General features: G+C 65.4%; 18 protein-coding genes. 6 read left to right on the top strand and 12 right to left on the bottom strand.

The window, feature by feature from the left end; all coding sequences use genetic code 11:
• The first annotated feature begins 179 nt into the window (after nucleotides 1–179).
• Together DM373_RS06835 and argE are read left to right on the top strand one after the other, a co-directional pair.
• Entirely contained in the window at nucleotides 180–857 is a 678-nt protein-coding gene (locus DM373_RS06835) for a DUF1028 domain-containing protein (RefSeq protein WP_110992808.1), read from the top strand.
• The gene (argE, locus tag DM373_RS06840; protein WP_110992809.1) at nucleotides 850–2,010 is read left to right on the top strand and encodes an acetylornithine deacetylase; all 1,161 of its coding nucleotides are present in this window, start codon (nucleotides 850–852) and stop codon (nucleotides 2,008–2,010) included. The genes DM373_RS06835 and argE overlap by 8 nt, the downstream gene beginning before the upstream one ends.
• Nucleotides 2,011–2,137: 127 nt before the next feature.
• On the opposite strand, the gene DM373_RS06845 is transcribed toward argE, so the two are convergent.
• The 3 genes from DM373_RS06845 to DM373_RS06855 form a co-directional block, all read right to left on the bottom strand.
• Nucleotides 2,138–3,397 carry a carbohydrate porin gene (locus tag DM373_RS06845; protein ID WP_110992810.1) on the bottom strand — a complete coding sequence of 420 codons (1,260 nt, stop codon included), beginning with the start codon at nucleotides 3,395–3,397 and terminating at the stop codon, nucleotides 2,138–2,140.
• A 110-nt stretch (nucleotides 3,398–3,507) separates the two neighbouring features.
• The gene (locus DM373_RS06850; protein ID WP_110992811.1) at nucleotides 3,508–5,925 is read right to left on the bottom strand and encodes a glucose/quinate/shikimate family membrane-bound PQQ-dependent dehydrogenase; all 2,418 of its coding nucleotides are present in this window, start codon (nucleotides 5,923–5,925) and stop codon (nucleotides 3,508–3,510) included.
• 611 nt (nucleotides 5,926–6,536) lie between these two features.
• Nucleotides 6,537–7,142, bottom strand: coding sequence for a TetR/AcrR family transcriptional regulator (locus DM373_RS06855; RefSeq protein WP_110992812.1), 606 nt, complete (start codon nucleotides 7,140–7,142; stop codon nucleotides 6,537–6,539).
• A gap of 103 nt (nucleotides 7,143–7,245) precedes the next feature.
• Here DM373_RS06855 and DM373_RS06860 point away from each other — a divergent pair, with 103 nt between their 5' ends.
• The gene (locus DM373_RS06860) at nucleotides 7,246–8,616 is read left to right on the top strand and encodes an MATE family efflux transporter (RefSeq protein WP_157966815.1); all 1,371 of its coding nucleotides are present in this window, start codon (nucleotides 7,246–7,248) and stop codon (nucleotides 8,614–8,616) included.
• On the opposite strand, the gene DM373_RS06865 is transcribed toward DM373_RS06860, so the two are convergent.
• Nucleotides 8,604–8,933 (bottom strand): cupin domain-containing protein, encoded by a 330-nt coding sequence (locus DM373_RS06865; protein WP_110992814.1) that lies wholly within the window; start codon nucleotides 8,931–8,933, stop codon nucleotides 8,604–8,606. The genes DM373_RS06860 and DM373_RS06865 overlap by 13 nt on opposite strands.
• A gap of 74 nt (nucleotides 8,934–9,007) precedes the next feature.
• Between DM373_RS06865 and DM373_RS06870 the strand changes: the two genes are divergently transcribed.
• Nucleotides 9,008–9,907: a LysR family transcriptional regulator gene (locus tag DM373_RS06870; protein WP_110992815.1), complete on the top strand. Its 900-nt coding sequence runs from the start codon at nucleotides 9,008–9,010 to the stop codon at nucleotides 9,905–9,907.
• 104 nt (nucleotides 9,908–10,011) lie between these two features.
• Nucleotides 10,012–11,208, top strand: a complete 1,197-nt coding sequence (locus DM373_RS06875) for an MFS transporter (protein ID WP_110992816.1) — start codon at nucleotides 10,012–10,014, stop codon at nucleotides 11,206–11,208.
• Here the strand turns inward: DM373_RS06875 and DM373_RS06880 are convergent.
• Both DM373_RS06880 and DM373_RS06885 read right to left on the bottom strand, forming a co-directional pair.
• Entirely contained in the window at nucleotides 11,205–11,618 is a 414-nt protein-coding gene (locus tag DM373_RS06880; protein ID WP_110992817.1) for an MAPEG family protein, read from the bottom strand. The two genes, DM373_RS06875 and DM373_RS06880, sit on opposite strands and share 4 nt — an antisense overlap.
• A complete protein-coding gene (locus DM373_RS06885; RefSeq protein WP_110992818.1) occupies nucleotides 11,615–11,926 on the bottom strand; it encodes a DUF2834 domain-containing protein in 312 nt (103 codons plus the stop codon). Before DM373_RS06885 ends, DM373_RS06880 begins: the two co-directional genes overlap by 4 nt.
• Before the next feature lie 111 nt (nucleotides 11,927–12,037).
• Here DM373_RS06885 and DM373_RS06890 point away from each other — a divergent pair, with 111 nt between their 5' ends.
• Nucleotides 12,038–12,841 carry a helix-turn-helix domain-containing protein gene (locus DM373_RS06890; protein ID WP_244215047.1) on the top strand — a complete coding sequence of 268 codons (804 nt, stop codon included), beginning with the start codon at nucleotides 12,038–12,040 and terminating at the stop codon, nucleotides 12,839–12,841.
• Nucleotides 12,842–12,945: 104 nt separating this feature from the next.
• On the opposite strand, the gene DM373_RS06895 is transcribed toward DM373_RS06890, so the two are convergent.
• The 6 genes from DM373_RS06895 to DM373_RS06920 all read right to left on the bottom strand — a co-directional run bounded on the left by DM373_RS06895 (nucleotide 12,946) and on the right by DM373_RS06920 (nucleotide 19,666).
• The gene (locus tag DM373_RS06895) at nucleotides 12,946–13,263 is read right to left on the bottom strand and encodes a DUF2388 domain-containing protein (RefSeq protein WP_110992819.1); all 318 of its coding nucleotides are present in this window, start codon (nucleotides 13,261–13,263) and stop codon (nucleotides 12,946–12,948) included.
• Between the two features lie 170 nt (nucleotides 13,264–13,433).
• A complete protein-coding gene (locus tag DM373_RS06900) occupies nucleotides 13,434–14,252 on the bottom strand; it encodes an RHS repeat-associated core domain-containing protein (RefSeq protein ID WP_110992820.1) in 819 nt (272 codons plus the stop codon).
• A gap of 126 nt (nucleotides 14,253–14,378) precedes the next feature.
• Nucleotides 14,379–15,353 (bottom strand): PDR/VanB family oxidoreductase, encoded by a 975-nt coding sequence (locus DM373_RS06905; protein WP_110992821.1) that lies wholly within the window; start codon nucleotides 15,351–15,353, stop codon nucleotides 14,379–14,381.
• Nucleotides 15,354–15,414: 61 nt separating this feature from the next.
• Nucleotides 15,415–16,536 carry an aromatic ring-hydroxylating oxygenase subunit alpha gene (locus DM373_RS06910; RefSeq protein WP_110992822.1) on the bottom strand — a complete coding sequence of 374 codons (1,122 nt, stop codon included), beginning with the start codon at nucleotides 16,534–16,536 and terminating at the stop codon, nucleotides 15,415–15,417.
• 159 nt (nucleotides 16,537–16,695) lie between these two features.
• Nucleotides 16,696–18,294 carry a BCCT family transporter gene (locus DM373_RS06915; RefSeq protein ID WP_110992823.1) on the bottom strand — a complete coding sequence of 533 codons (1,599 nt, stop codon included), beginning with the start codon at nucleotides 18,292–18,294 and terminating at the stop codon, nucleotides 16,696–16,698.
• A gap of 280 nt (nucleotides 18,295–18,574) precedes the next feature.
• Nucleotides 18,575–19,666 carry a tartrate dehydrogenase gene (locus tag DM373_RS06920; RefSeq protein WP_110992824.1) on the bottom strand — a complete coding sequence of 364 codons (1,092 nt, stop codon included), beginning with the start codon at nucleotides 19,664–19,666 and terminating at the stop codon, nucleotides 18,575–18,577.
• Nucleotides 19,667–19,720 lie beyond the last annotated feature (54 nt).

Consider the following 19,720-nt stretch of genomic DNA (forward strand, 5'->3'; position numbering starts at 1 on the left):
AGCGGGTTTACCCGCGAAGCAGCCGGCGCGTTGTATGGCACGGGCTGCGCCCGTGTTCGCGGGTGAACCCGCTCCCACAGGCCCTTAGTTTTTTCCTGTGCAATACCCATGAAAATGCTCGTTTCGCACCTGCCAGGGCTTGCCGAGAATGCAGGCAAACCCAGACAGGAGCTGCACCCATGACCTTTTCCATCATCGGCCGCTGCCAGGACACCGGCCAGGTCGGCATCGCCATCAGTTCGTCGAGCATTGCCGTGGGCGCTCGCTGCCCCTGGGTGCGTGCCGGTGTGGGCGCAGTGGCGACCCAGAACATCACCTTGCCGGCGCTCGGCCCGCAGATCCTCGATGCCCTCGAACAGGGCCAGCTGCCGCCTGCCGCCGTGCTGGACCAGGTGCTCAGCGCCAACGGCTGGAGCGAATACCGCCAGGTCACGGTGATCGACAGCCATGGCCAGGTGGCGCTGTTCACCGGCAAGGAGGCCCTGGGCGTGCACAACGCGGTGGCCGGCGAGCAATGCGCGGCGGCGGGCAACCTGTTGTCGTCGCAGGCGGTGATCGAGGCGATGGTCGCCGCCTTCGAACAGGCCGGCGGCCACCTGGCCGATCGCCTGTTGGCAGCGATGCATGCGGCCATGGCCGCCGGCGGTGAGGCGGGGCCGGTGCATTCGGCGGCGATGAAGATTGCCGGCGAGCTGACCTGGCCACTGGTTGACCTGCGCGTGGACTGGGCCGAACAGGATCCGATCGGCGAGCTGGACCAGCTGTGGCAGGCCTATCGCCCGCAGATGCAGGACTACGTGACCCGTGCGCTCAACCCCACCGTTGCGCCGAGCTACGGAGTGCCGGGCGATGAATGAGCTGTCCAGCCAGGCGTTGCTGGCGCGGCTGGTGGGGTTTGCCACCGTCAGCCGTGATTCGAACCTGGAACTGATCGGCTTCATCCGTGACTACCTGGCCGGGCTTGGGGTCGACAGCGAGCTGTTCCTCAATGAAGAGGGCACCAAGGCTAACTTGTTCGCCACCATAGGCCCGACCGATCGCGGCGGCGTGGTGTTGTCCGGGCACACCGACGTGGTGCCGGTGGACGGCCAGGCGTGGACCGTCGAGCCCTTTGCGCTGACCGAGCGTGAAGGCCGGCTGTATGGTCGCGGCACCGCCGACATGAAGGGTTATATCGCCTCGGTGCTGGCGGCGGTGCCGGCGTTCCTGGCGCAACCCTTGAAGCTGCCGGTGCACCTGGCGTTCTCCTACGACGAGGAAGTCGGTTGCCTGGGCGTGCGCTCGATGCTCGAGGCACTGCAGCAGCGGCCACACAAACCAAGGCTGTGCCTGATAGGCGAGCCCACCGAGCTCAAGCCGGTGCTTGGCCACAAGGGCAAGCTGGCCATGCGTTGCCAGGTGCATGGCGCGGCCTGCCATTCGGCGTATGCGCCCTATGGGGTCAATGCGATCGAGTATGCCGCGCGGCTGATCGGCAAGCTGGGTGAGATCGGTGACGAGCTGGCGCGGCCCGAGCAGCATGACCAACGCTTCGATCCGCCGTTCTCCACGGTGCAGACCGGGGTGATCAAGGGCGGGCGGGCGTTGAACATCGTGCCCGAGGAGTGCGAGTTCGATTTCGAGGTGCGGGCCTTGCCGGGGTTCGAGGCACAGGCGGTGGCTGACCGTTTGCAGACCTATGCCGAGGCCGAGCTGCTGCCGCGCATGCGGGCGGTGAGTGCCGGCAGTGAGATACGCCTGAAACCGTTGAGCGCGTATCCGGGGTTGGCGACGCCGGCCGACAGTGAGGCGGCTCGGCTGGTGGCACTGCTCAGTGGGTCTGATGACTTCGGCACGGTGGCGTTCGGCACCGAGGGTGGGCTGTTCGACCAGGCCGGTATCCCCACCGTGGTGTGTGGGCCAGGGAGCATGGACCAGGGGCACAAGCCGGATGAGTTCGTCAGCGTGGAGCAGTTGCGCGGGTGTGATGCGATGCTGATCAGGTTGGCGGAGTACCTGCGTACGGCTTGATGGACAGATCGCGGGGCAAGCCCGCTCCCACGGGTTGGACAGCCCCCAAGAAGTTGGACACCAATCCAACCTTTGGGAGCAGTCCAACCCGTGGGAGCGGGTTTGCCCCGCGAATGAGGCCTGGAAGTCAGAAGGTGGCCTTGACCTGCAGGCCCACCACCAGTGCGTTGTCGATAGCTTTCCCGGAAAACGCCCCCGGCTCGATGATGTACTGCACATCCGGGCGCAGGTTGAGCCAAGGCGTGGCCTGGTAGCCATAGCTCAGCTCGATCAACTGCTCGGCACTGTCCAGGTTGGGGAAGTCCTGCCCGGCATCGAACGCGGCGTCTTCCAGCACGTCCCGGCTGCGCGGGTTCGGCACCGCACGGCCATAGCCCAGCGCCACGGTGTCCTTCGGGCGGCCTTCGAACGGCTTGTACAGCACCACGCCGGTGCCATACCACTTGGTGAACGGCGAGGCCGCCTTGCTCGATGCCGAGTACTGGCCGAAGGCATGCAGGCTGCGGCCCGCCGAAGCAGGGTCGTTCCATACCGCCTGGTCGATCAGCAGGTAATGGCCGCCGCGCCCTGACACCTCTTTGCTGCTGCCGATGCGTTTCGCATCGGAGCTGTCGTAGTAGTAGCCCAGCTTGTACTCGCCCGGCAGCTCGCCCTGCAGCTTGTACACCAGCTCCACCGGCACCACCGTGCCCGTGGTGTGCTTGGGCCCCAGGTGCCAGGCGCGGCTGGAATTGCCGTTGCTCTCGGGGTCGACGTTGAACGCGGCCACCCGCAGCTGCCAGGCCGGCGAGAGGTCGTACTTGACCCGCGCACCCAGGTGGGCGTTGGGGTAGTTGGTCCAGCCGCTGCCGCCGGACATGTTCAGCGGGTGGCCGCAGAAACCGGCGTTCATGAAGTTGCACAGGATGCCGCTGTCCAGGCCGCCCAGGTCGTTGCCCATGGCCATGTAGCCAAGCTTGACGTTGAGCGCCGGGGTGAAGTTGCGCTCGTAGCTCAGTTCGGTCAGGCGGGTGTACAGGCCACCGTAGTTTTCCTGGATCGGCAGGCGGTTGCCCACCAGGTCTTCCGAGGCGCTGTTGCCGCGGCGGTCGTTGATGGTCAGCTGGACTTTGCCGTCCAGGCTGTACAGCTTCGACAGGTCGAATTGCACGCCGAGCTTGAGGTTCTGCGAGTAGCGCGCCGAACGGTGCAGGCCGCCGTGGGCGTTGTAGGCGGTTTCGCCGCTGTAGTCGCCGGTGAACTTGACGCCGTCTTCTTCGAGCTGGTGGCGCAGGCCGCCCCAGTCGCCGGTCAGGGTGTTGCGGGTGAGCAGGTCGCTGTCGGCGAGGACCGAGGTGCTGGCGACTGCCAGGAGCAGGGCAGGGGTGATGCGAATAGCGCAGGGCATTGCGGGTAATCCTGAAATCGTGTGGAAACCATCGCGGGGCAAGCCCGCTCCCACGCCAATCCTTGATGCTGGCGTGGGAGCGGGCTTGCCCCGCGATGTCTGTCAGAGGTTTATGGCAGTGCGTACGCCATCACGTAGTCGCCACGGTCGGTCGACTGGCGCGCGCCGCCAGCGGTGACCACCACGTACTGCTTGCCGGTCTTGGGCGAAACGTAGGTCATCGGGCCGCCCTGGCTGCCCACTGGCAGGCGGGCTTTCCAGACTTCGTTGCCGTTGCTGCTGTCATAGGCGCGCAGGTAGAAGTCCTGGGTGCCGGCAATGAACAGCAGGCCACCTTGGGTCGACAGGGTACCGCCCAGGGTCGGCAGGCCGATCTTGATCGGCAGGTGCATGCGGATACCCAGGGGGCCGGTGTCCTCGACGGTGCCCACCGGCACTTGCCAGGCAATTTGCCGGGTCTTCATGTCGATGGCGGTCAGGGTGCCGAACGGCGGCGCCTGGCACGGGATGCCGGCTACCGAGAGGAAGCGGTTCTTGTTCACCGCATAGGGGGTGCCCTTGAGCGGCACGGCGCCCATGCCGGTGTTCAGCGCTTCGCCACCGCCAGCTGCCGCGCCCTGGTTCTGCGAAGGGATCATCTGGATCCACAGGCCCAGGCGCATGTCGTTGACGAAGATGAAACCGTGCACCGGGTCAGTCGAGAGGCTGCCCCAGTTCATGCCACCGAGCGAACCCGGGAAGCTCAGCGACAGGTCGGTGCCTGGCGCGGTGTACAGGCCGTCGTAGCGCATCTTCTTGAAGTCGATGCGGCACAGCAACTGGTCGAACGGGGTGGCGCCCCACATGTCCGATTCGGTCAGGGTCTGCGCGCCGATCTGCGGCATGCCTACGGATTTAGGCTGGGTGGGCGAGTAGGGCTCGTTGGGGATGTTGCTCGGCTTGACCGCTACTTCATCGACTTGGGTCAGCGGCTTGCCGGTGGCGCGGTCGAGCACGTAGATCTGCCCGGCCTTGGTGCCGATCACTACCGCAGGCACGGTCTGGCCGTCGTCCTTGGTGAAATCGATCAGGCTCGGCTGCATCGGCAGGTCGAAGTCCCAGAGGTCGTTGTGCACGGTCTGGTACACCCACTTCTGGTCGCCGGTGGTGGCGTCCAGGGCCAGTACCGAAGCGCCGTAGGTGTGGTCCAGCTGGTTGCGCTCGACACCGTAGATGTCGGTGGACGAGGAGCCCATCGGCAGGAACAGGGTGTTCATGGCCGGATCGTACGACATCGGTGCCCAGCTGTTGGGGGTGCTGCGCACGTAGGTGCTGTCGCCTTCAGGGGCTTTACGGTCCTGCGGGTTGCCCGGGTCGAAGGCCCAGCGCATTTCCCCGGTGATCACGTCGAAGCCGCGGATCACGCCGCCGGGCATGTCGGTCTGGACGTTGTCGGCGACACGCCCGCCGACCACCACGGTGGTACCGGCCATCAAGGGGGCGGAAGACAACTGGTAGTACGAGTCGGGCACATTGCCCAGGCCCGTCATCAGGTTGACCTGGCCGTTGTTGCCGAAGCCCTGGCAGAACTTGCCGGTGTCGGCGTCCACGGCGATCAGGCGGCCGTCGATGGTGTTGGTGAGCAGGCGACGCTGGCAATTGGCGCCGGCGGGCACGCTGGCGACCGTGATGGGCGAGCTGCCTGGCTGGGACGGCTGGGCGATCGGCGCGCTGGCGTCGAAGTAGGCCATGCCACGGCAACGCTGCCAGACCTTGGACTGGGCGTTGATGGCGTTCTTCCACAGCTCTTTGCCGGTGTCGGCGTCGAGTGCGATCAGGTTGTTGTGCGGGGTGCAGATGAACACCTTGTTGCCAACCTGCAGCGGGGTGAGCTGGTCTTCGGCGCCGTTGCCATCGCTGATGGCCACGTCACCGGTGTGGTAGGTCCAGGCCACTTGCAGTTTGTCGACGTTGCCACGGTTGATCTGGTCCAGGGCTGCAAAACGGCTGCCGCCTTCGGTGTTGCCGTAGTGGGCCCAGTCTTTCTGTTCCTTGCCGGCTTCGACCGGGGTCAGGCCTGGGCCTTTGCCGGTGGGGGCTACGCTGGGGTGGGCGACGAACATGTTGCCGGCGGCAATCGCCAGCACCACGGCCAGCACCCCGGCGATGCCATAGGCGCCGCGGCCGCTGCCGGCGCCGTGGGCGCGCACCAGCATTGGATAGACCAGTGCCACCAGCATGCCGATCGCGCCGAACATGAACAGGCGCGAGAACAGCGGCCAGAACACCAGGCCGGCGTCGGCCACGGCCCAGATCAGCGTGCCGAGCAGGAACACGGCGTACAGCCAGGCGCCGGCGGGTTTGCGGCGGGCGATGAGCAGGCCGGCGATGGCCATGGCCAGGCCACCGACCAGGAAGTACCAGGAGCCGCCGAGGCCGGCGAGCTTGAAGCCGCCGGCGGCCAGCAGCAGGCCGAGCAGGGCGACGATCACGCCCAAGCCGACCAGGATGATTGTGGGGGCGCCAGTGGCGCGGGGGGTGTCTTTCATGCCAGGGATCTCGCAGGTGGAATGCGGCGCAGTTTAAGCCCTTAGCAAGCTAATTAACAAGTTAGTACATTTGTTGCTGGGGCTGATTGTCGCAGGTGGGGAAGGGGGAATGTGTGGCTAAAAGACTAGATCATGAGGGGAAAATGGGGTTGGGGTTCGTGATTTTCGGGGGGTGGGGAATGTGGTGGTGCGACGATGGTCGTAGGGGATTTTGTGTATTGATGGGCATGGCTGTTATCGCGTGAGGGCTTGCAGGTGTTCGTCGGTGTTTTTGCAGCGCCCTCAAGATCGAGCGCCGCCCGCGCGGCGCTTCGCGGGTAAACCCGCTCCCACAGTCTGTTTCGGGCCAGTCTCTCCTGTGCCATTACCTGGTCCGCCTTGTTTGCTCGGCACAATTTCAGCGTGGGCGCCTAGGCCGCCTCACAGGGCTCAAGTCATGCGCCAAGGCGGGCAGCGGTACTTTCACAGGACTCATTGGCCCGAAACAAACTGTGGGAGCGGGTTTACCCGCGAAGCGCCGCGCGGGCGGCGCTCGATCTCATAGGCGCTGCAAAAATACCGGCAGGCACCTGGCGGCCCTCACCCAGTCTCCCGCCATGCACCTGGCAGCCTTAACTCACCCCGCAACCCTGCAACCCCTCCAGCAAACACCGCAGCGCCCCCTTGACCCGCTCCGCCGCCGCCTGCGGATCATCCTGCGCCACCACCCAGATCCCGGTATCCCCCATGGCCCCATTGATCAGATGCGCCATGGCCACCGCGTCAAACGCCCGCAACCGCCCAGCTTCCTGCAACTCCACCAGCCCCTGGGCCATGGGTCCGATATAGCTGGCCTCTTCCAGCTCGCGTAAGCGCAGGCCCAGCACCCCCGGCGCATCCTGCAGCAGGATGCGCCGCAGGGCCGGGTCGCGCAGCAGGTCGTAGTAGTGCAGGCAGGTGTCGATGTACGCCTCCAAGGGGTCTTCATGGGTGGCGTAGCGCACATCCAGCGCCTGGTTGATCTCATCGAGCAAGCTCTGCACCACCGCGGTGAACAGCCCGGCCTTGCCACCGAAATGGTGATGCAGGGCACCACGGGTCAGGTCGGCTTCGGCGCACAGGTCGTCCATGACCACGGCACTGAAGCCTTTCTCGGTGAACTGGCGACGGGCGACGGCGATCAGCCGTTCGGTGGTGTCTGCGCTCATGGCGGCGCGGCTGCGGCGAGGGGTGGGCATGGCTGGCTCCAACTGAAAGCGATGCCGTGCAAATTAGCATACGTTGCGTATGTCAATAAATGGCATTAGCATACGCGACGTATGTCAATTCGAGGTATTCACCGTGACTGCTTCTGTAAAGCACAGCGCCGTTTCCTGGCTTGCCGAGCTGCCAGGCTTGCTGCGCCTGGCCCTGCCATTGGTGCTGGGCCTGTCCGCTGCCGAGCTGATCAGCCTGACCGACACCGTGCTGCTGGCCTCGCTCGGCACCGTGGTGCTGGCCTGCGTGGCACTGACCAGCAGTGCGGGGCTGATTTTCCATGCGGGGCTCTACGGCATGCTCGCCACAATCAGCGTGCGGGTCGGCCATGCCTTCGGCGCCGATGACCCGGCGGCGGTGGCGCGCACCCTGCGCGCAGGCCTTGGCTACGGGTTGCTGATCGGTACCCTGGGCTGCCTGGCGATGCTGGCAGCCTTGCCGCTGCTGCAGTGGCTGGGCGTGCCGTTGCCGGACCTGGCCTTGCTGACACCCTATTGGCAGACCATGGCGGTGTTCCTGATCCCGTACTGCCTGATCGTGGTGTTCAAGGACGTGCTGGAGGCCATCGGCCGCCCGTGGGTGGCGGTATGGCTGGTGATGAGCGCGGTGTTGTTCAACATCCCGCTGAGCTACGGCCTGATCCATGGCCATTTCGGCCTGCCGGCGCTGGGGCTGGTGGGGGCGGGGATTGCCGGTGTACTCGCCGAGTTGCTGGCGCTGCTGCTGGCCCTGGCTTACTGGTGCCTGGCACCGTCGCTGGCGCGCTATCGCCAGCTGCCGCGCGGGCACAAGTTGCGCTGGCGCACGCTGCTCGGCGAGGGCTGGCCGCTGGGCATGGGTTACCTGGCCGAAGCCGGCGCGGTGGTGATCGCCGCCTGGATGCTCGGCTGGCTGGGCAACGCTGCACTGGCAGCCAACCAGGTGGTGCACTCGATCGGCGCGCTGCTGTACATGCTGCCGCTGGGTATGGCGGCGGCAGTCAGCATCCGCATCAGCCAGGCCCAGGGCCGTGGTGAGGCCGCTCGCATCCGTGCCATCGGCAGCGCCACCTTCGTCAGCGTTACCGCATGGATGCTCCTGGCCACCGTGCTGCTGGTGCTGTTTGGCCGGCGCATCGCCGAGTCCATGAGCGACGACCCGCAGGTGGTCGCCATCGCCGTACCGATGTTCGTGGTGGTGGCGGCGATGCAGGTGGCCGACGGCCTGCAGTCCACCGCGCTGGGGGCCTTGCGCGGGCTGCAGGACTACCGCTGGCCGGTGGGGGTGACCCTGGTCAGCTACTGGTTGCTGGCGCTGCCGTTCAGTTATTGGCTGGCCTTCCATACCGCCTTGGGGGCGGTGGGGGTGTGGGTCGGTTTCGCCAGCGGCCTGGCCGTGGCCGCCGTGTTGCTGCCGTGGCGCTTCTATCGGCTGCAGGCCGCGCCAGCACCTGTGGCCTTGGCTCAGCCGCGGTAGAACACCGCCAGCCACACGGTGGCCACGCCGGCCTCGGTCCATTCGACCCGGTGCCGGCAGTGCGGCGGGATGTCCAGGTGGTCGCCCGGACGCAATACACGGGCTTCGCCCTCGTGCTCAAGGCGCAACCCGGCGCTGCCGCTGAGCACCACCACCCACTCGCCTTCGTCCTGGTCGTACCAGAAGCCCGGCGGGCTGGCCTGGCCGCTGGAGACGATGCGCTCGATGCGCAGGCCCGGGCGTTGCAGCAGGTCGTCGAACTGCTCGCTGGCCTGTGGGTCGAGGGCGGGCAGGGCGGTGAACAGGTTGTCAGGCATGAAGGGCGCGTCCGTGGTTGATTCCAGGTCCTGATTGTAGGAAGGTTCCTAGTTTTGCCCCAGGGAAAACTGCCATGGACAAGCTGCTGGCGCTCAAGGTGTTCATGGCGACCGTCGAGGCCCAGGGGTTTTCCGCCGCAGCACGCAGGCTTGGGGTGGCGACCTCTTCGGTGACACGCCTGGTCGATGCGCTGGAGAGCGAGCTGGGTGCCACCTTGCTCAACCGCTCGACCCGCCAGGTCAGCCTGACCGAGGCCGGTGCCGGCTACTACCAGCGTGCCCGTGACATCCTCGAAGCCTTGGCCGAGGCCGATGCCAGCGTCGCCGACCGTGGAGAGGAGCCGGTCGGCGTGCTGCGCCTGTGCCTGCCGGTGGAGTTCGGCCGGCGGGTGATCGCCCCGCACCTGGGCGCCTTCCTGGCCCGCCATCCAGGCCTGGAACTGGATATCGACCTGAGCGACCGCTTCGACGACCTGCTCGATGGCCGCTATGACCTGACCATCCGCCTCGGCGAACCCGCACCCAGCGACGAGCTGGTGTGTCGCCGGCTGGGGCAGTTCGAGCGCTGGCTGGTGGCCAGCCCGGCCTATGTGGCACAAGGCCCCGCGCTGGACGATCCACGGCAACTGAGCACACGCGCCTGCCTGCGCTTTCGCTATGGCCAGTCGGCCCGGCCCTGGCGTTTGCAGCAAGATGAACAGCGCCTGGAACTGGACGTTACTGGCCCGTTGCGCAGCGCCAACGCCGACCTGCTGCGCGAGGCCGCCATCGCCGGCAGCGGCGTGGCGCTGCTGGCAGACTGGCTGGTGCGCGAGGATGTCGCGGCCGGGCGCCTGCAACGGCTGTTCGCCGACTGGCAGGTGAGCCCGGGCGCCGCCAGCGCCACCATCAACGCGCTGTACCTGCCCAACCACCGAGGGTCGCGGCGGGTGAAAGCGTTCGTTGCGTTCTGCGAGCGCTTGCTGGCGCGCTAGCCGTTGCGCAGGGCGCAAAGCCTTGTTGCGTAGCCGATGGATTCTGCCGCGCGGTGCTTCCCGGCACCATGCCCGCACTTTTACGTCGTTTAGCGAGGCTACCCATGAATGCTTCCATCGCTGTCGCCCAGCCGTCAGCGCCCGGCCTGAGCCGCGCCCTGGTGACGCTGCTGGCTTTCTGTTGCGGCGCCATCGTCGCCAACATCTACTACGCCCAGCCCATTGTCGGGCTGATCGCGCCTGACCTGGGCCTGTCAGCCGCGCACGCCAGCTGGATCGTCTCGCTGACCCAACTGGGCTACGCCCTCGGCCTGCTGTTGCTGGTGCCGCTGGCTGACCTGCTGGAAAACCGCAAGCTGATGATCGCCACCGCAGTGCTGGCGACCGTCAGCCTGCTGCTGGCCGGCAACAGCGGCCCTGGCCAGGGCCAGTTGTTCCTGGCCTATGCCTTGCTCATCGGCTTCAGTTCGGTGGCGGTGCAGATGCTGGTGCCGCTGGCCGCGCACCTGGCGCCCGAGCACCAGCGTGGGCGGGTGGTGGGCAATATCATGGGTGGCCTGTTGCTGGGCATCCTGCTGGCCCGGCCGTTGTCGAGCCTGGTGGCCGATCATTTCGGCTGGCGCACGGTGTTCATCGGCGCGGCCGGAGTGATGCTGGCGATCATCCTGTTGCTGGCCCTGACCCTGCCGCGCCGGGAGCCCGAGCACAAGGCCAGCTATGCCGGGCTGATGGCCTCGCTGCTGGTCTTGCTGCGTCGCTACCCGCTGTTGCGCCAGCGCTCGCTGTACCAGGCGCTGATGTTCGCCGCTTTCAGCCTGTACTGGACAGCGGTGCCGCTGGCCCTGGCCGCCGAGCATGGCCTGTCGCAAAGCCAGATCGCGTTGTTCGCCCTGGTCGGCGCCGTGGGGGCGGTGGCCGCGCCGCTGGCCGGGCGCCTGGCGGATGCCGGGCATGGACGACAGGCTTCGTTGCTGGCAATGGGGCTGGCGCCGCTGGCCCTGCTGCTGGGCCTGAGCACGCCGGGCATGAGCGTGATCGGCCTGGGGCTGACCGGGGTGCTGCTGGACTTTGCGGTGCAGATGAACATGGTGATCGGCCAGCGCGAGGTCTATGCGCTCGACCCCGCCAGCCGCGGGCGCCTCAATGCGCTATACATGACCAGCATCTTCCTGGGCGGGGCCGTGGGTTCGGCGCTGGCCAGCGGGGTGTATGCGCACTTCGGCTGGACGGGCGTGGCGTTGCTGGGCGCGGCGTTGCCGGTGCTGGGGCTGGGGGCCTTCCTGTTGGCGCGTCGGGTTTAGCACAGACGGTTGGCGATCATCCCGGCCAACCCCAGCAGGCAGCCCAGGCCAACGGCAAATGCCAGTGTGCGCCAGGGTTGCCAGGCCGCCAGGTAGGCCAGGGTATGGGCCAGCCGGGCAGCGGTGAACAAGGCGCACAAAAACATCGTCGGCAGCTCAGGTGTATGCAGGGTGATTGCCAGGCCGCCGAGCACGAAGAACAGCGGGATGTTCTCCAGGTCATTGGCCCAGGCCTGGGCGGCGCGGCGTACTTCGGGGCGCTCCTGGACCGAGGCCAAGCGGCCCAGCACGGCGGCATCCTCGGCGTTGACGAAGGTCAGGTGACGCAAGCGGTAATAGCCCTGGTAGCAGGAGATCGCCAGCATCTTGAGGAACAGCAACAACACACTGGCGGCGAACACCGTGATCATGGCCGACGGCCTCTGAACCCGTGCACGACCAGGTACAGCAGCGGGCCGATCGAAACGAACAGCAAGGTCAGCAGGCAGTAGGGCAGCACACTGCGCCCCGGGCGCCCACGGCGCTGGGCATCGCGCCACATCCACAGGCAGGCCAGCGCCGCCATCAGGTACAGGTCTATGACCACCTGCAGGGTGTCGGGGCTGCTGATCAGTTGCAGCCCGAAGGCCAGCAACGACTGCTCGGCGTTGGCCATGGTCCAGCCGGTGTAGAGGGTCAAGGCGATCAGGGTGGCGAGTGCCAGCCAGGGTTTGCGCATGGTGGGAGCTCCGTGGCGGTTTCGATGCCCGAACACTAGTGATAGGGTCCCAGCCCAGCAATGACCTCAGAGGTCATGGACGACTCACCTGAACATTCGCAGGCTCAGCCCATGGACATTTCCACCTTTCACTCCACCCGGCCAACCTCCACCGCAGGTTCGCCGTTGCGCCAGTTGCGCCGCCAGGCCGGGCTCAGCCAGATGCAGCTGGCCCTGCGTGCCGGCGTTTCGCAGCGTCACCTCAGTTGCATCGAGACCGGTCGGGCCCGGCCAGGCATTGCCACCCTGCATGCCCTGCTGAGCGCGCTGGATGCGCCACTGGAGCGCTGCAACGAGGTGTTCCTCGCCGCGGGCCTGGCGCCGCGCTACCAGGCCTCGCCGCTGGATGCCCCGGCGCTGGCGGCCGTGCGCGACGCCATGGAGCACTTGTTGCAGGCCAACAACCCCGCGCCGGCAATCGTCATCGACGGTAACTGGGATGTGCTGGCGGCCAATAGTGCGACGGCCGCGCTGTTTGCCCTGCTCGGGCTGCCGCCGTCGCAGGTGGAGGGGTTGAACATGCTGGCCATGCTGTTTACGCCCGGTGGGCTGGGTGACTACCTGCTCAATGGCGCAGAGATTCGTGCGGTGGCCTGGCTGCGTGCCCGGCAGGAAGCGCTGAGCAATCCGGTATTGGCAACGCGCCTGGCACAGATGGCGTTGCCTGGCGAGCCTGAGCCGGCGCGGGGCGTATTGCCGCCGCTGCTGTTGACACGGCTGGCGTCGCCACAGGGCGAGCTGGCCTTCATGTCGACCTTCACCACCTTTGGCATGCCCCAGGACATCACGGTCGAGTCGTTGCGCATCGAGCACCTGGTGCCGGCGGATGCGCGAACCTGGCAGGTCATGCGCGAGGCCTGTTCAGCGTTTGCCTGAAGGCCCAATCGCCGGCAAGCCGGCTCCCACAGGGGGAGTGAGATGCCTGTGGGAGCCGGCTTGCCGGCGATCGGGCCGCAGAGCGGCCCCTTTGCATGTGCAGGTCAGTGATGCGCGACCGGATCATCCTGCGACAGCAGCGCCCGGGCCAGTTCCTCGTCGCTGGCCTGCAGGCCAGGGTTGGCCTGGCGTGCCTGCGCCAACGCCGACTCCAGGTAGGCGCCACGGATGGCTCCGCCGCTGGCGATGAAGGCGGTCAGTTCGTCTTGGGCGGGGATGATCCGTTTGTCGTCCTTGAAGGTCGAGTAGAGCGACGCGGAGATCCCCGCCGAGGTGGCGACGTCACCGGCATCGACCCGGGCCAGGGCGGCACCGGCAGGCAGCAGAAGCAGCAGCGAGGGAACAAGCAGTAAGTGGCGCATGGTGAGTCCTCCGCGAAGGTAAAGCCCAGGGGTATTACTGCATGTTGTTAAGAGCGCCAGGGGTGGGCAGGAGTTCCGCAAAGTGAATTCGGGGTGGGGGCACCGCTGGTCGCAGCTCAAACCGTACCGCCGGACCGACGCCTTCACGCCACTGCCACGAGCGATCAGGTCTATGGGGCGTAGGCTGGCGGTGCTGATTCTTCTGTTGTTGATTGACTTTCCCTGATGACAGAGGCGTAGTCCGGCAGGCCGTTGACGTCCTCTCTGTAGACATAGCCGAAGGTCGCTCGGTGAGATCGAGCTTGTTCGTCTGTGTATACATGTGGGTTCGTCAATTGGGGACCTTCAGCTATGAGGCGTTGGAGCTTATTGGATGCGTTGGTGATCTGTATCCCGTAGTGAACGGGATCCGCCCTTGCCCCGGTATACGTATCTCGCTTTACCTTAAGTCGGGCGATCCGGTCGTTGAGGTTTTGAATCTTGCTCGCTCTCTTCTGATCGGCTGCAGGATTGTGAGGGGTCATTCGTTCTGGATGAACGCGCTCCCAGTACTCAAAGGATGGTAGCTGCGGGTCATACTGAGAATTCGCGACAGCGTTTGGGATCTCTCGGCTGCGAGTCTGTGTGTGGACCTTGAACAGTTTGAACATATGTCCAGTAGGGTCAGTCCGATTGATCGGGTCTGCTGCGCAATAGGCGTATGCATTCACCCCTGCGGACCCGAATGGGCTGAGGCTGTCCGGCGAATTAAAGCGCATGAACAGGGGGTGATATACCCGGTAGCCATTTCCTAGAAGGTAACAGCCACTTGGCTGATCGAGGTACTGGCCGTTGAACCCAAGGCTTGATGCCAAACCAGGCAGCCTGTGGCCGAAGGCAGTGTAGGAGATCGTCTTTGATTGCCGATCAGCAAGGTACCACAGGACCGATCCAGGCGTGTTCGTCGCCAGCAAGGTCGTCATGGGGCGGGGGGTACTTGAGGTTGGCATGGCGAGCTCTGGCTAGCGATGACTGCGACAGGCCAAAGGTAGAACCGCCAAGGTCAGGGCACAACTGGCAAAACTACCAGGTTGCCGCGGCCTGCGATCGCAGGCCGCTATCCTGCTGTGCCCGTACTAGAGGTCCAACACCAGGCGCGCCGACCTGGCCCGCGACACACAGAGCATCATGGTCTGCTGCGCGGCCTTTTCCTCATCGCTCAGGTACTGGTCGAAGTGCTCGGCCTCGCCTTCGAGAATCGCCGTTTCACAGGTGCCGCACACACCTTCGCGGCACAGGCACTCGACCTTGGCGGCCTTGGATTTTTCGATGGCCTGGAGGATGGTCATGCCTTCCTCGACGTGCAGCTCGGTCCCGGAGCGGGCCAGCACCACGGTGAAGGCGGCGCCTGCGGCCGGTGCTGCTGCGGCAAACTGCTCCCAGTGCACCCGCGACTCGGCGATGCCGGTGGCGGCAGCGGTGGCGATCACGGCGTCGATCAGTGGCTTGGGCCCGCACACGTAAAGGTGCGCATCGTCGGCAAGGCCTGCGCACAGGGCGGCCAGGTCGAGCTTGCGGTCGAGGCTGTCGATATAGAAGCGCGTGTTGTCGGCGTGCGGGCCGCTCTCCAGGTCACCCTGGAAGGCGCCGTGCTCGGGCGCGCGGAAGGCGTAGTGCAGCTCGTAGGGGGTGTTGCTGCCTTCGAGCTCATGCAGCTGCGCCAGGAACGGCGTGATGCCGATACCACCGGCGATCAGCACATGGCGGCCGGCACTCGGGTCGAGGGCGAACAGGTTGTTGGGGGTGGAGATGGTCAGCTCGCTGCCCACCTCGACCTGCTGGTGCATGAACGCCGAGCCGCCCTTGGACTGCTCTTCCAGGCGCACGCCGATCTGGTAGCTGGACAGTGCGCGCGGGTCGCTCATCAGCGAGTAGGCATTGCTGAACTGGCCGCCACAGGCCGACTGCATCTGCACGATGACGTGGCTGCCGCCGGTGAAGGCGGGCAGGGCGGCACCGTCGCTGCGGGCCAGGGTAAAGCGTTTGATCTGCGGCGTGGCCTGTTCCACCTCGGTCACGCGCACCTTGAACATTTCGTATTGCTTGGCCATGGCATACCTCGACAACGAAGCCCTGCGCCAGGCCTGGCGCAGGGCAAGCCTAACGGTGTGTTCAGTCGTCCAGGTGGGCGACGGCAATCAGGTTGTGGAAGTGGGCGATGCCGTGCTCGCTGACGCCGCTGCGCTGGGCATCGACCATGATCCGGCCCTGGCCACGGTAGCCGCGGGATTTCAGGCCCTTCTGCACGCTCTCCACCAGGCGCAGGTCTTCCGGGCGGAACACTTCGCGGTACCAGTCGATCAGCTTCTGCTGCTCTTCGGTGATGTCCTTGTTGAGGAAGTAGACGTCGTAGTGCTGCAGGGTGGTTTCGGCATCGACCGGGAACTCGTAGATCACGGTCATGAAGTTTGCCCCTGGCGGCACGTTGAACATGGTGCACGGCCAGGCCCAGAAGCCGGCGAAGGAGGGGTCTTTCACCGATTCATCGAACTTGAACGACTGCTCCGAAGGTTTCGCCAGGCCGTACTGCAGGGTCCAGTTGCCGTGCAGGCTGTGGCTGTACTGGCCAACGTCCACCGAGTCGGAGAAGCCGGGGTGCGCCGGGGCGCAGTGGTAGCACTCCAGGTAGTTGTCGACGATCGACTTCCAGTTGGCCGGGGTATCGCTGACGAAGCGTGCGGCCAGGTGCAGGTCGTCGATCACCGCGCAGGCCTCGCGCATGCGCTTTTGCAGGCCTGGCAGCTGGTCTTCGACGGGGGCTGCGTCGTTGTCCATGTTGATGAACAGGAAGCCTGCGTACTCTTCGACACGCAGTTGCACCAGGCTGGAGTTGTCCTTGTCGAAGCTGGCGACGTTCTCGCAGTTGCGGGCGTGGGCCAGCTCGCCGTCGAGCTTGAAGGCCCAGGCGTGGTACGGGCAGGTGATGACGTTCTTGGCCTTGCCGCTGCCTTCGAGCAACTGGTGGCCGCGGTGCGGGCAGACGTTGTAGAACGCGCGCAGCACGTCGTCGCGGCCACGCACGATGATGATGCTTTCACCGATCACCTGGCGTGTGATGTAGGCGTTCTTCTCGGCGACTTCGCTGCGGTGGCCGACGCAGATCCAGCTGCGGGCGAAGATCGCTTCCTTCTCGTGCTCGAACACCGCGGCCTGGGTGTAGAACTTGGCCGGCAAGGTGTAGGCCACTTCAGGGTTGGCACAGAAATCGGCGGGCAGGCGTTTGAAATCGTTCATGGCTCTATCTCGGTTCTTATTGGTTAACGCGTATCTGTTGGTTAACAAGTTGGGCAAAAAAATTTGTCGCAGGTTTGGCAACGTGGGAGCGGGCTTGCCCCGCGATAGCGATGGCAGCCCATATCGCGGGGCAAGCCCGCTCCCACGACAAATCCAGACTCAGTGCACCGCCGCCGCGCTGCGTGGCGCGTGCTCTTGCGGCTCCTCACCCGCCAGGCGGGTGGCCTCTTCCTCGATGCGGTACGCCGGCACCTGGCCGTAGTCGGCCGCCAGCCACTTGAAGAAGCCGTAGATCTTCACCAGCAGGATCACCATGAACGGGATCGCGGTGAGCACCACGGCGGTCTTCATGGTCGACAGCGACGCCTTGGCGAACAGCATGGCCAGCGGCACCAGGGTCAGCACCACGCACCAGAACAGGCGCAGGGTGGGGCTCGGGTCCTCGCCTTCACGCAGGTTGCGGGTACTGGTGGCGGCCACGGCGTAGGCGGCGGCGTCCATGTGCGAGGCGCAGAACACCGCCATGATGAACAGGTACGCCGCCAGGAACAGCGTGCCCCACGGCAGGGCCAGCAGCAGGTCGGTCACCGCCGCTTCGCCACCGGCGGTGCTGAGCAGCTTGGGCACGTCGATCTGGCCGTTGATGAACTGGTGCATGCTGTAGCTTTCCAGCGCGCCGAAGAAGAACCAGCAACCGAAACTGCCGCCCAGCAGCAGGGCGAACACCACTTCCTTGATCAACCGGCCGCGCGACACGCGAGCGACGAACATGGCCACCCCCGGTGCGTAGGACACCCACCACAGCCAGTAGAACACCGTCCAGTTACGGGTAAAGGCACCGTCGCCGGCCGGGTCGGTGAACAGGCTCATCTGCACGTAGTGCTGCAGCATCAGGCCGATGGAGTTGGCCGTGTTGTTCAGGGTGAACTGGGTCGGGCCGACCAGCAGCACCACGGCGGCGAACAGCAGGGCGCCGACGCAGACCATCTTCGACAGGCGCTGCAGGCCGCCGTCGATGCCGATGTACGAGCTCAGCGAGAACAGCAGCGCCACCGCACCGATCACCAGCAATTGCACGGTGAAGGTGTTGGGGGTGCCGGCCAGGTCCGCCAGGCCACGGGTCAGGGTCGAGGCGGTGAGCGCCAGGGATACGGTCAGCGCGCCCATCATGGTCAGCAGGAAGATCAGGTCGACAGCACGGCCGACCGGGCCGGTGGCCTTGAAGCCGGTGACTGCCTCGATCACCGACGCCAGGTTCAGGCCGCTCTTCTTGCGCACATGGAAGTGGTAGGCCATGGCCAGCGAGGCCAGGGCGTAGATCGACCAGGCACTGATACCCCAGTGGAAGAACGAGTAGCTGACGCTGTATTCCAGCGCCTGGGCCGACATCGGCGCGATGTTCAGGCCGGGGGTCTGGTAGTAGTAGGCCCACTCCATCACGCCCCAGTACAGGGTCGAGGAACCCATGCCGGCGCAGATGAACATGAACACCCAGGTGGTGGTGGAGTATTCCGGCTTGCCGGCACCCAGGCGAATGTTGCCGTACTTGCTGAAGGCCAGGTACAGCACCGCCAGCGAGCTGCCGAACACCAGGACCTGCACGCTGGTACCGAAGGTGCGGGTGGCCACTTCGAACAATTGGTTGGCGAGGCTTTCCGCTTGCGCGGGGAAGGCGGCAAGGCCGATCACGGTGAGCAGCACGGCAACCAGGCTCACGGCAATCAGAAACACATCAATCTTTTTATTGTTGGGGGGCATCAATTGTCTCCAGGGGCATTTTTTTTGTAGTTGGAGTCAGGCGTTGGGAAGTCCGTATCGGGTCTTGGTTTTCCTTTCTGTTAACTTGCAGATAACAAATATCTTTTGGTTAACAGATTCTGCATTGAATCTGGGCGAGTGGCAATAGAATCGTCGGACAATCCGGATGGTTGGGTGTTGTCCGGGCTGTCGCTATCGCGGGGCAAGCCCGCTCCCACAAGAAGCAACACCTCTTTCTGTGCGTGGGAGCGGGCTTGCCCCGCGATGACCTGACGCCGGCTCAGGCGCCCAGCAACTCGGCAATCGCCTTGCCCACGTCCTGGGTCGAACGGCTGCCGCCCATGTCACGGGTGGTGTCGCCATTGGCGATCACGGTTTCGATGGCCTTGAGGATGTCGTCGTGGGCGGCCTGGTAGCGGGCGTCGTCGCCGTCCTTGCCGAGGAACTCGAGCATCAGTGCACCCGACCAGATCATCGCGATCGGGTTGGCGATGTTCTGCCCGTAGATGTCCGGCGCCGAGCCGTGCACCGGCTCGAACAGCGACGGGAATTTGCGCTCAGGGTTGAGGTTGGCCGACGGCGCGATGCCGATGGTGCCGGCGCAGGCCGGGCCCAGGTCGGAAAGGATGTCGCCGAACAGGTTGGAGGCCACCACCACGTCGAAACGCTCCGGCTGCAGCACGAAGCGCGCGCAGAGGATGTCGATGTGCTGCTTGTCCCAGCTGATCTCGGGGTAGTGCGCGGCCATGGCGGCGGTGCGCTCGTCCCAGTACGGCATGCTCACGGCCATGCCGTTGGACTTGGTGGCCGAGGTGACATGCTTGCGCTCGCGGGTCTGGGCGACTTCGAAGGCGTACTTGAGGATGCGGTCGACGCCACGGCGGGTGAACACCGACTCCTGCAGGACGAATTCATTTTCGGTGTTCTCGAACATGCGCCCACCCAGCGACGAGTATTCGCCTTCGGTGTTCTCGCGGATCACCACGAAGTCGATGTCGCCTGGCTTTTTGTTGGACAACGGGCAGGGCACACCGGGGAACAGGCGCACCGGGCGGATGTTGACGTACTGGTCGAAGTCGCGGCGGAACTTGAGCAGGGAGCCCCACAGCGAGATGTGATCCGGGACCTTGTCCGGCCAGCCGACGGCGCCGAAATACAGGGCATCGAAGCCCTTGAGCTGCTCGAACCAGTCGTCCGGCATCATCTTGCCGTGGGCCAGGTAGTAGTCGCAGCTGGCCCACTCGAAGTATTCGATCTCAAGGTTCAGGCCGTGCTTGCGGGCGGCGGCCTCGACCACGCGGATGCCTTCCGGGAGGACTTCGTTGCCGATGCCGTCACCGGGGATGGCGGCGATTTTGAAGGTCTTGGTCATGGGGGCGCATCTCGTGTTCAGGGAGGATGCAGTCATGCTATAAGGGCGCGCTGC

The sequence above is a fragment of the Pseudomonas sichuanensis genome, assembly GCF_003231305.1.
Lineage (GTDB): Bacteria > Pseudomonadota > Gammaproteobacteria > Pseudomonadales > Pseudomonadaceae > Aquipseudomonas > Aquipseudomonas sichuanensis.

Coding starts and splice junctions, on each gene's coding strand:
- DM373_RS06915 (WP_110992823.1), bottom strand. CDS start 18,294: ATGCCCCCCAACAATAAAAAGATTGATGTGTTTCTGATTGCCGTGAGC.
- DM373_RS06845 (WP_110992810.1), bottom strand. CDS start 3,397: ATGCCCTGCGCTATTCGCATCACCCCTGCCCTGCTCCTGGCAGTCGCC.
- DM373_RS06880 (WP_110992817.1), bottom strand. CDS start 11,618: ATGATCACGGTGTTCGCCGCCAGTGTGTTGTTGCTGTTCCTCAAGATG.
- DM373_RS06865 (WP_110992814.1), bottom strand. CDS start 8,933: ATGCCTGACAACCTGTTCACCGCCCTGCCCGCCCTCGACCCACAGGCC.
- DM373_RS06910 (WP_110992822.1), bottom strand. CDS start 16,536: ATGAACGATTTCAAACGCCTGCCCGCCGATTTCTGTGCCAACCCTGAA.
- DM373_RS06890 (WP_244215047.1), top strand. CDS start 12,038: ATGGACATTTCCACCTTTCACTCCACCCGGCCAACCTCCACCGCAGGT.
- argE (WP_110992809.1), top strand. CDS start 850: ATGAATGAGCTGTCCAGCCAGGCGTTGCTGGCGCGGCTGGTGGGGTTT.
- DM373_RS06870 (WP_110992815.1), top strand. CDS start 9,008: ATGGACAAGCTGCTGGCGCTCAAGGTGTTCATGGCGACCGTCGAGGCC.
- DM373_RS06835 (WP_110992808.1), top strand. CDS start 180: ATGACCTTTTCCATCATCGGCCGCTGCCAGGACACCGGCCAGGTCGGC.
- DM373_RS06905 (WP_110992821.1), bottom strand. CDS start 15,353: ATGGCCAAGCAATACGAAATGTTCAAGGTGCGCGTGACCGAGGTGGAA.
- DM373_RS06855 (WP_110992812.1), bottom strand. CDS start 7,142: ATGCCCACCCCTCGCCGCAGCCGCGCCGCCATGAGCGCAGACACCACC.
- DM373_RS06850 (WP_110992811.1), bottom strand. CDS start 5,925: ATGAAAGACACCCCCCGCGCCACTGGCGCCCCCACAATCATCCTGGTC.
- DM373_RS06920 (WP_110992824.1), bottom strand. CDS start 19,666: ATGACCAAGACCTTCAAAATCGCCGCCATCCCCGGTGACGGCATCGGC.
- DM373_RS06895 (WP_110992819.1), bottom strand. CDS start 13,263: ATGCGCCACTTACTGCTTGTTCCCTCGCTGCTGCTTCTGCTGCCTGCC.
- DM373_RS06875 (WP_110992816.1), top strand. CDS start 10,012: ATGAATGCTTCCATCGCTGTCGCCCAGCCGTCAGCGCCCGGCCTGAGC.
- DM373_RS06900 (WP_110992820.1), bottom strand. CDS start 14,252: ATGCCAACCTCAAGTACCCCCCGCCCCATGACGACCTTGCTGGCGACG.
- DM373_RS06885 (WP_110992818.1), bottom strand. CDS start 11,926: ATGCGCAAACCCTGGCTGGCACTCGCCACCCTGATCGCCTTGACCCTC.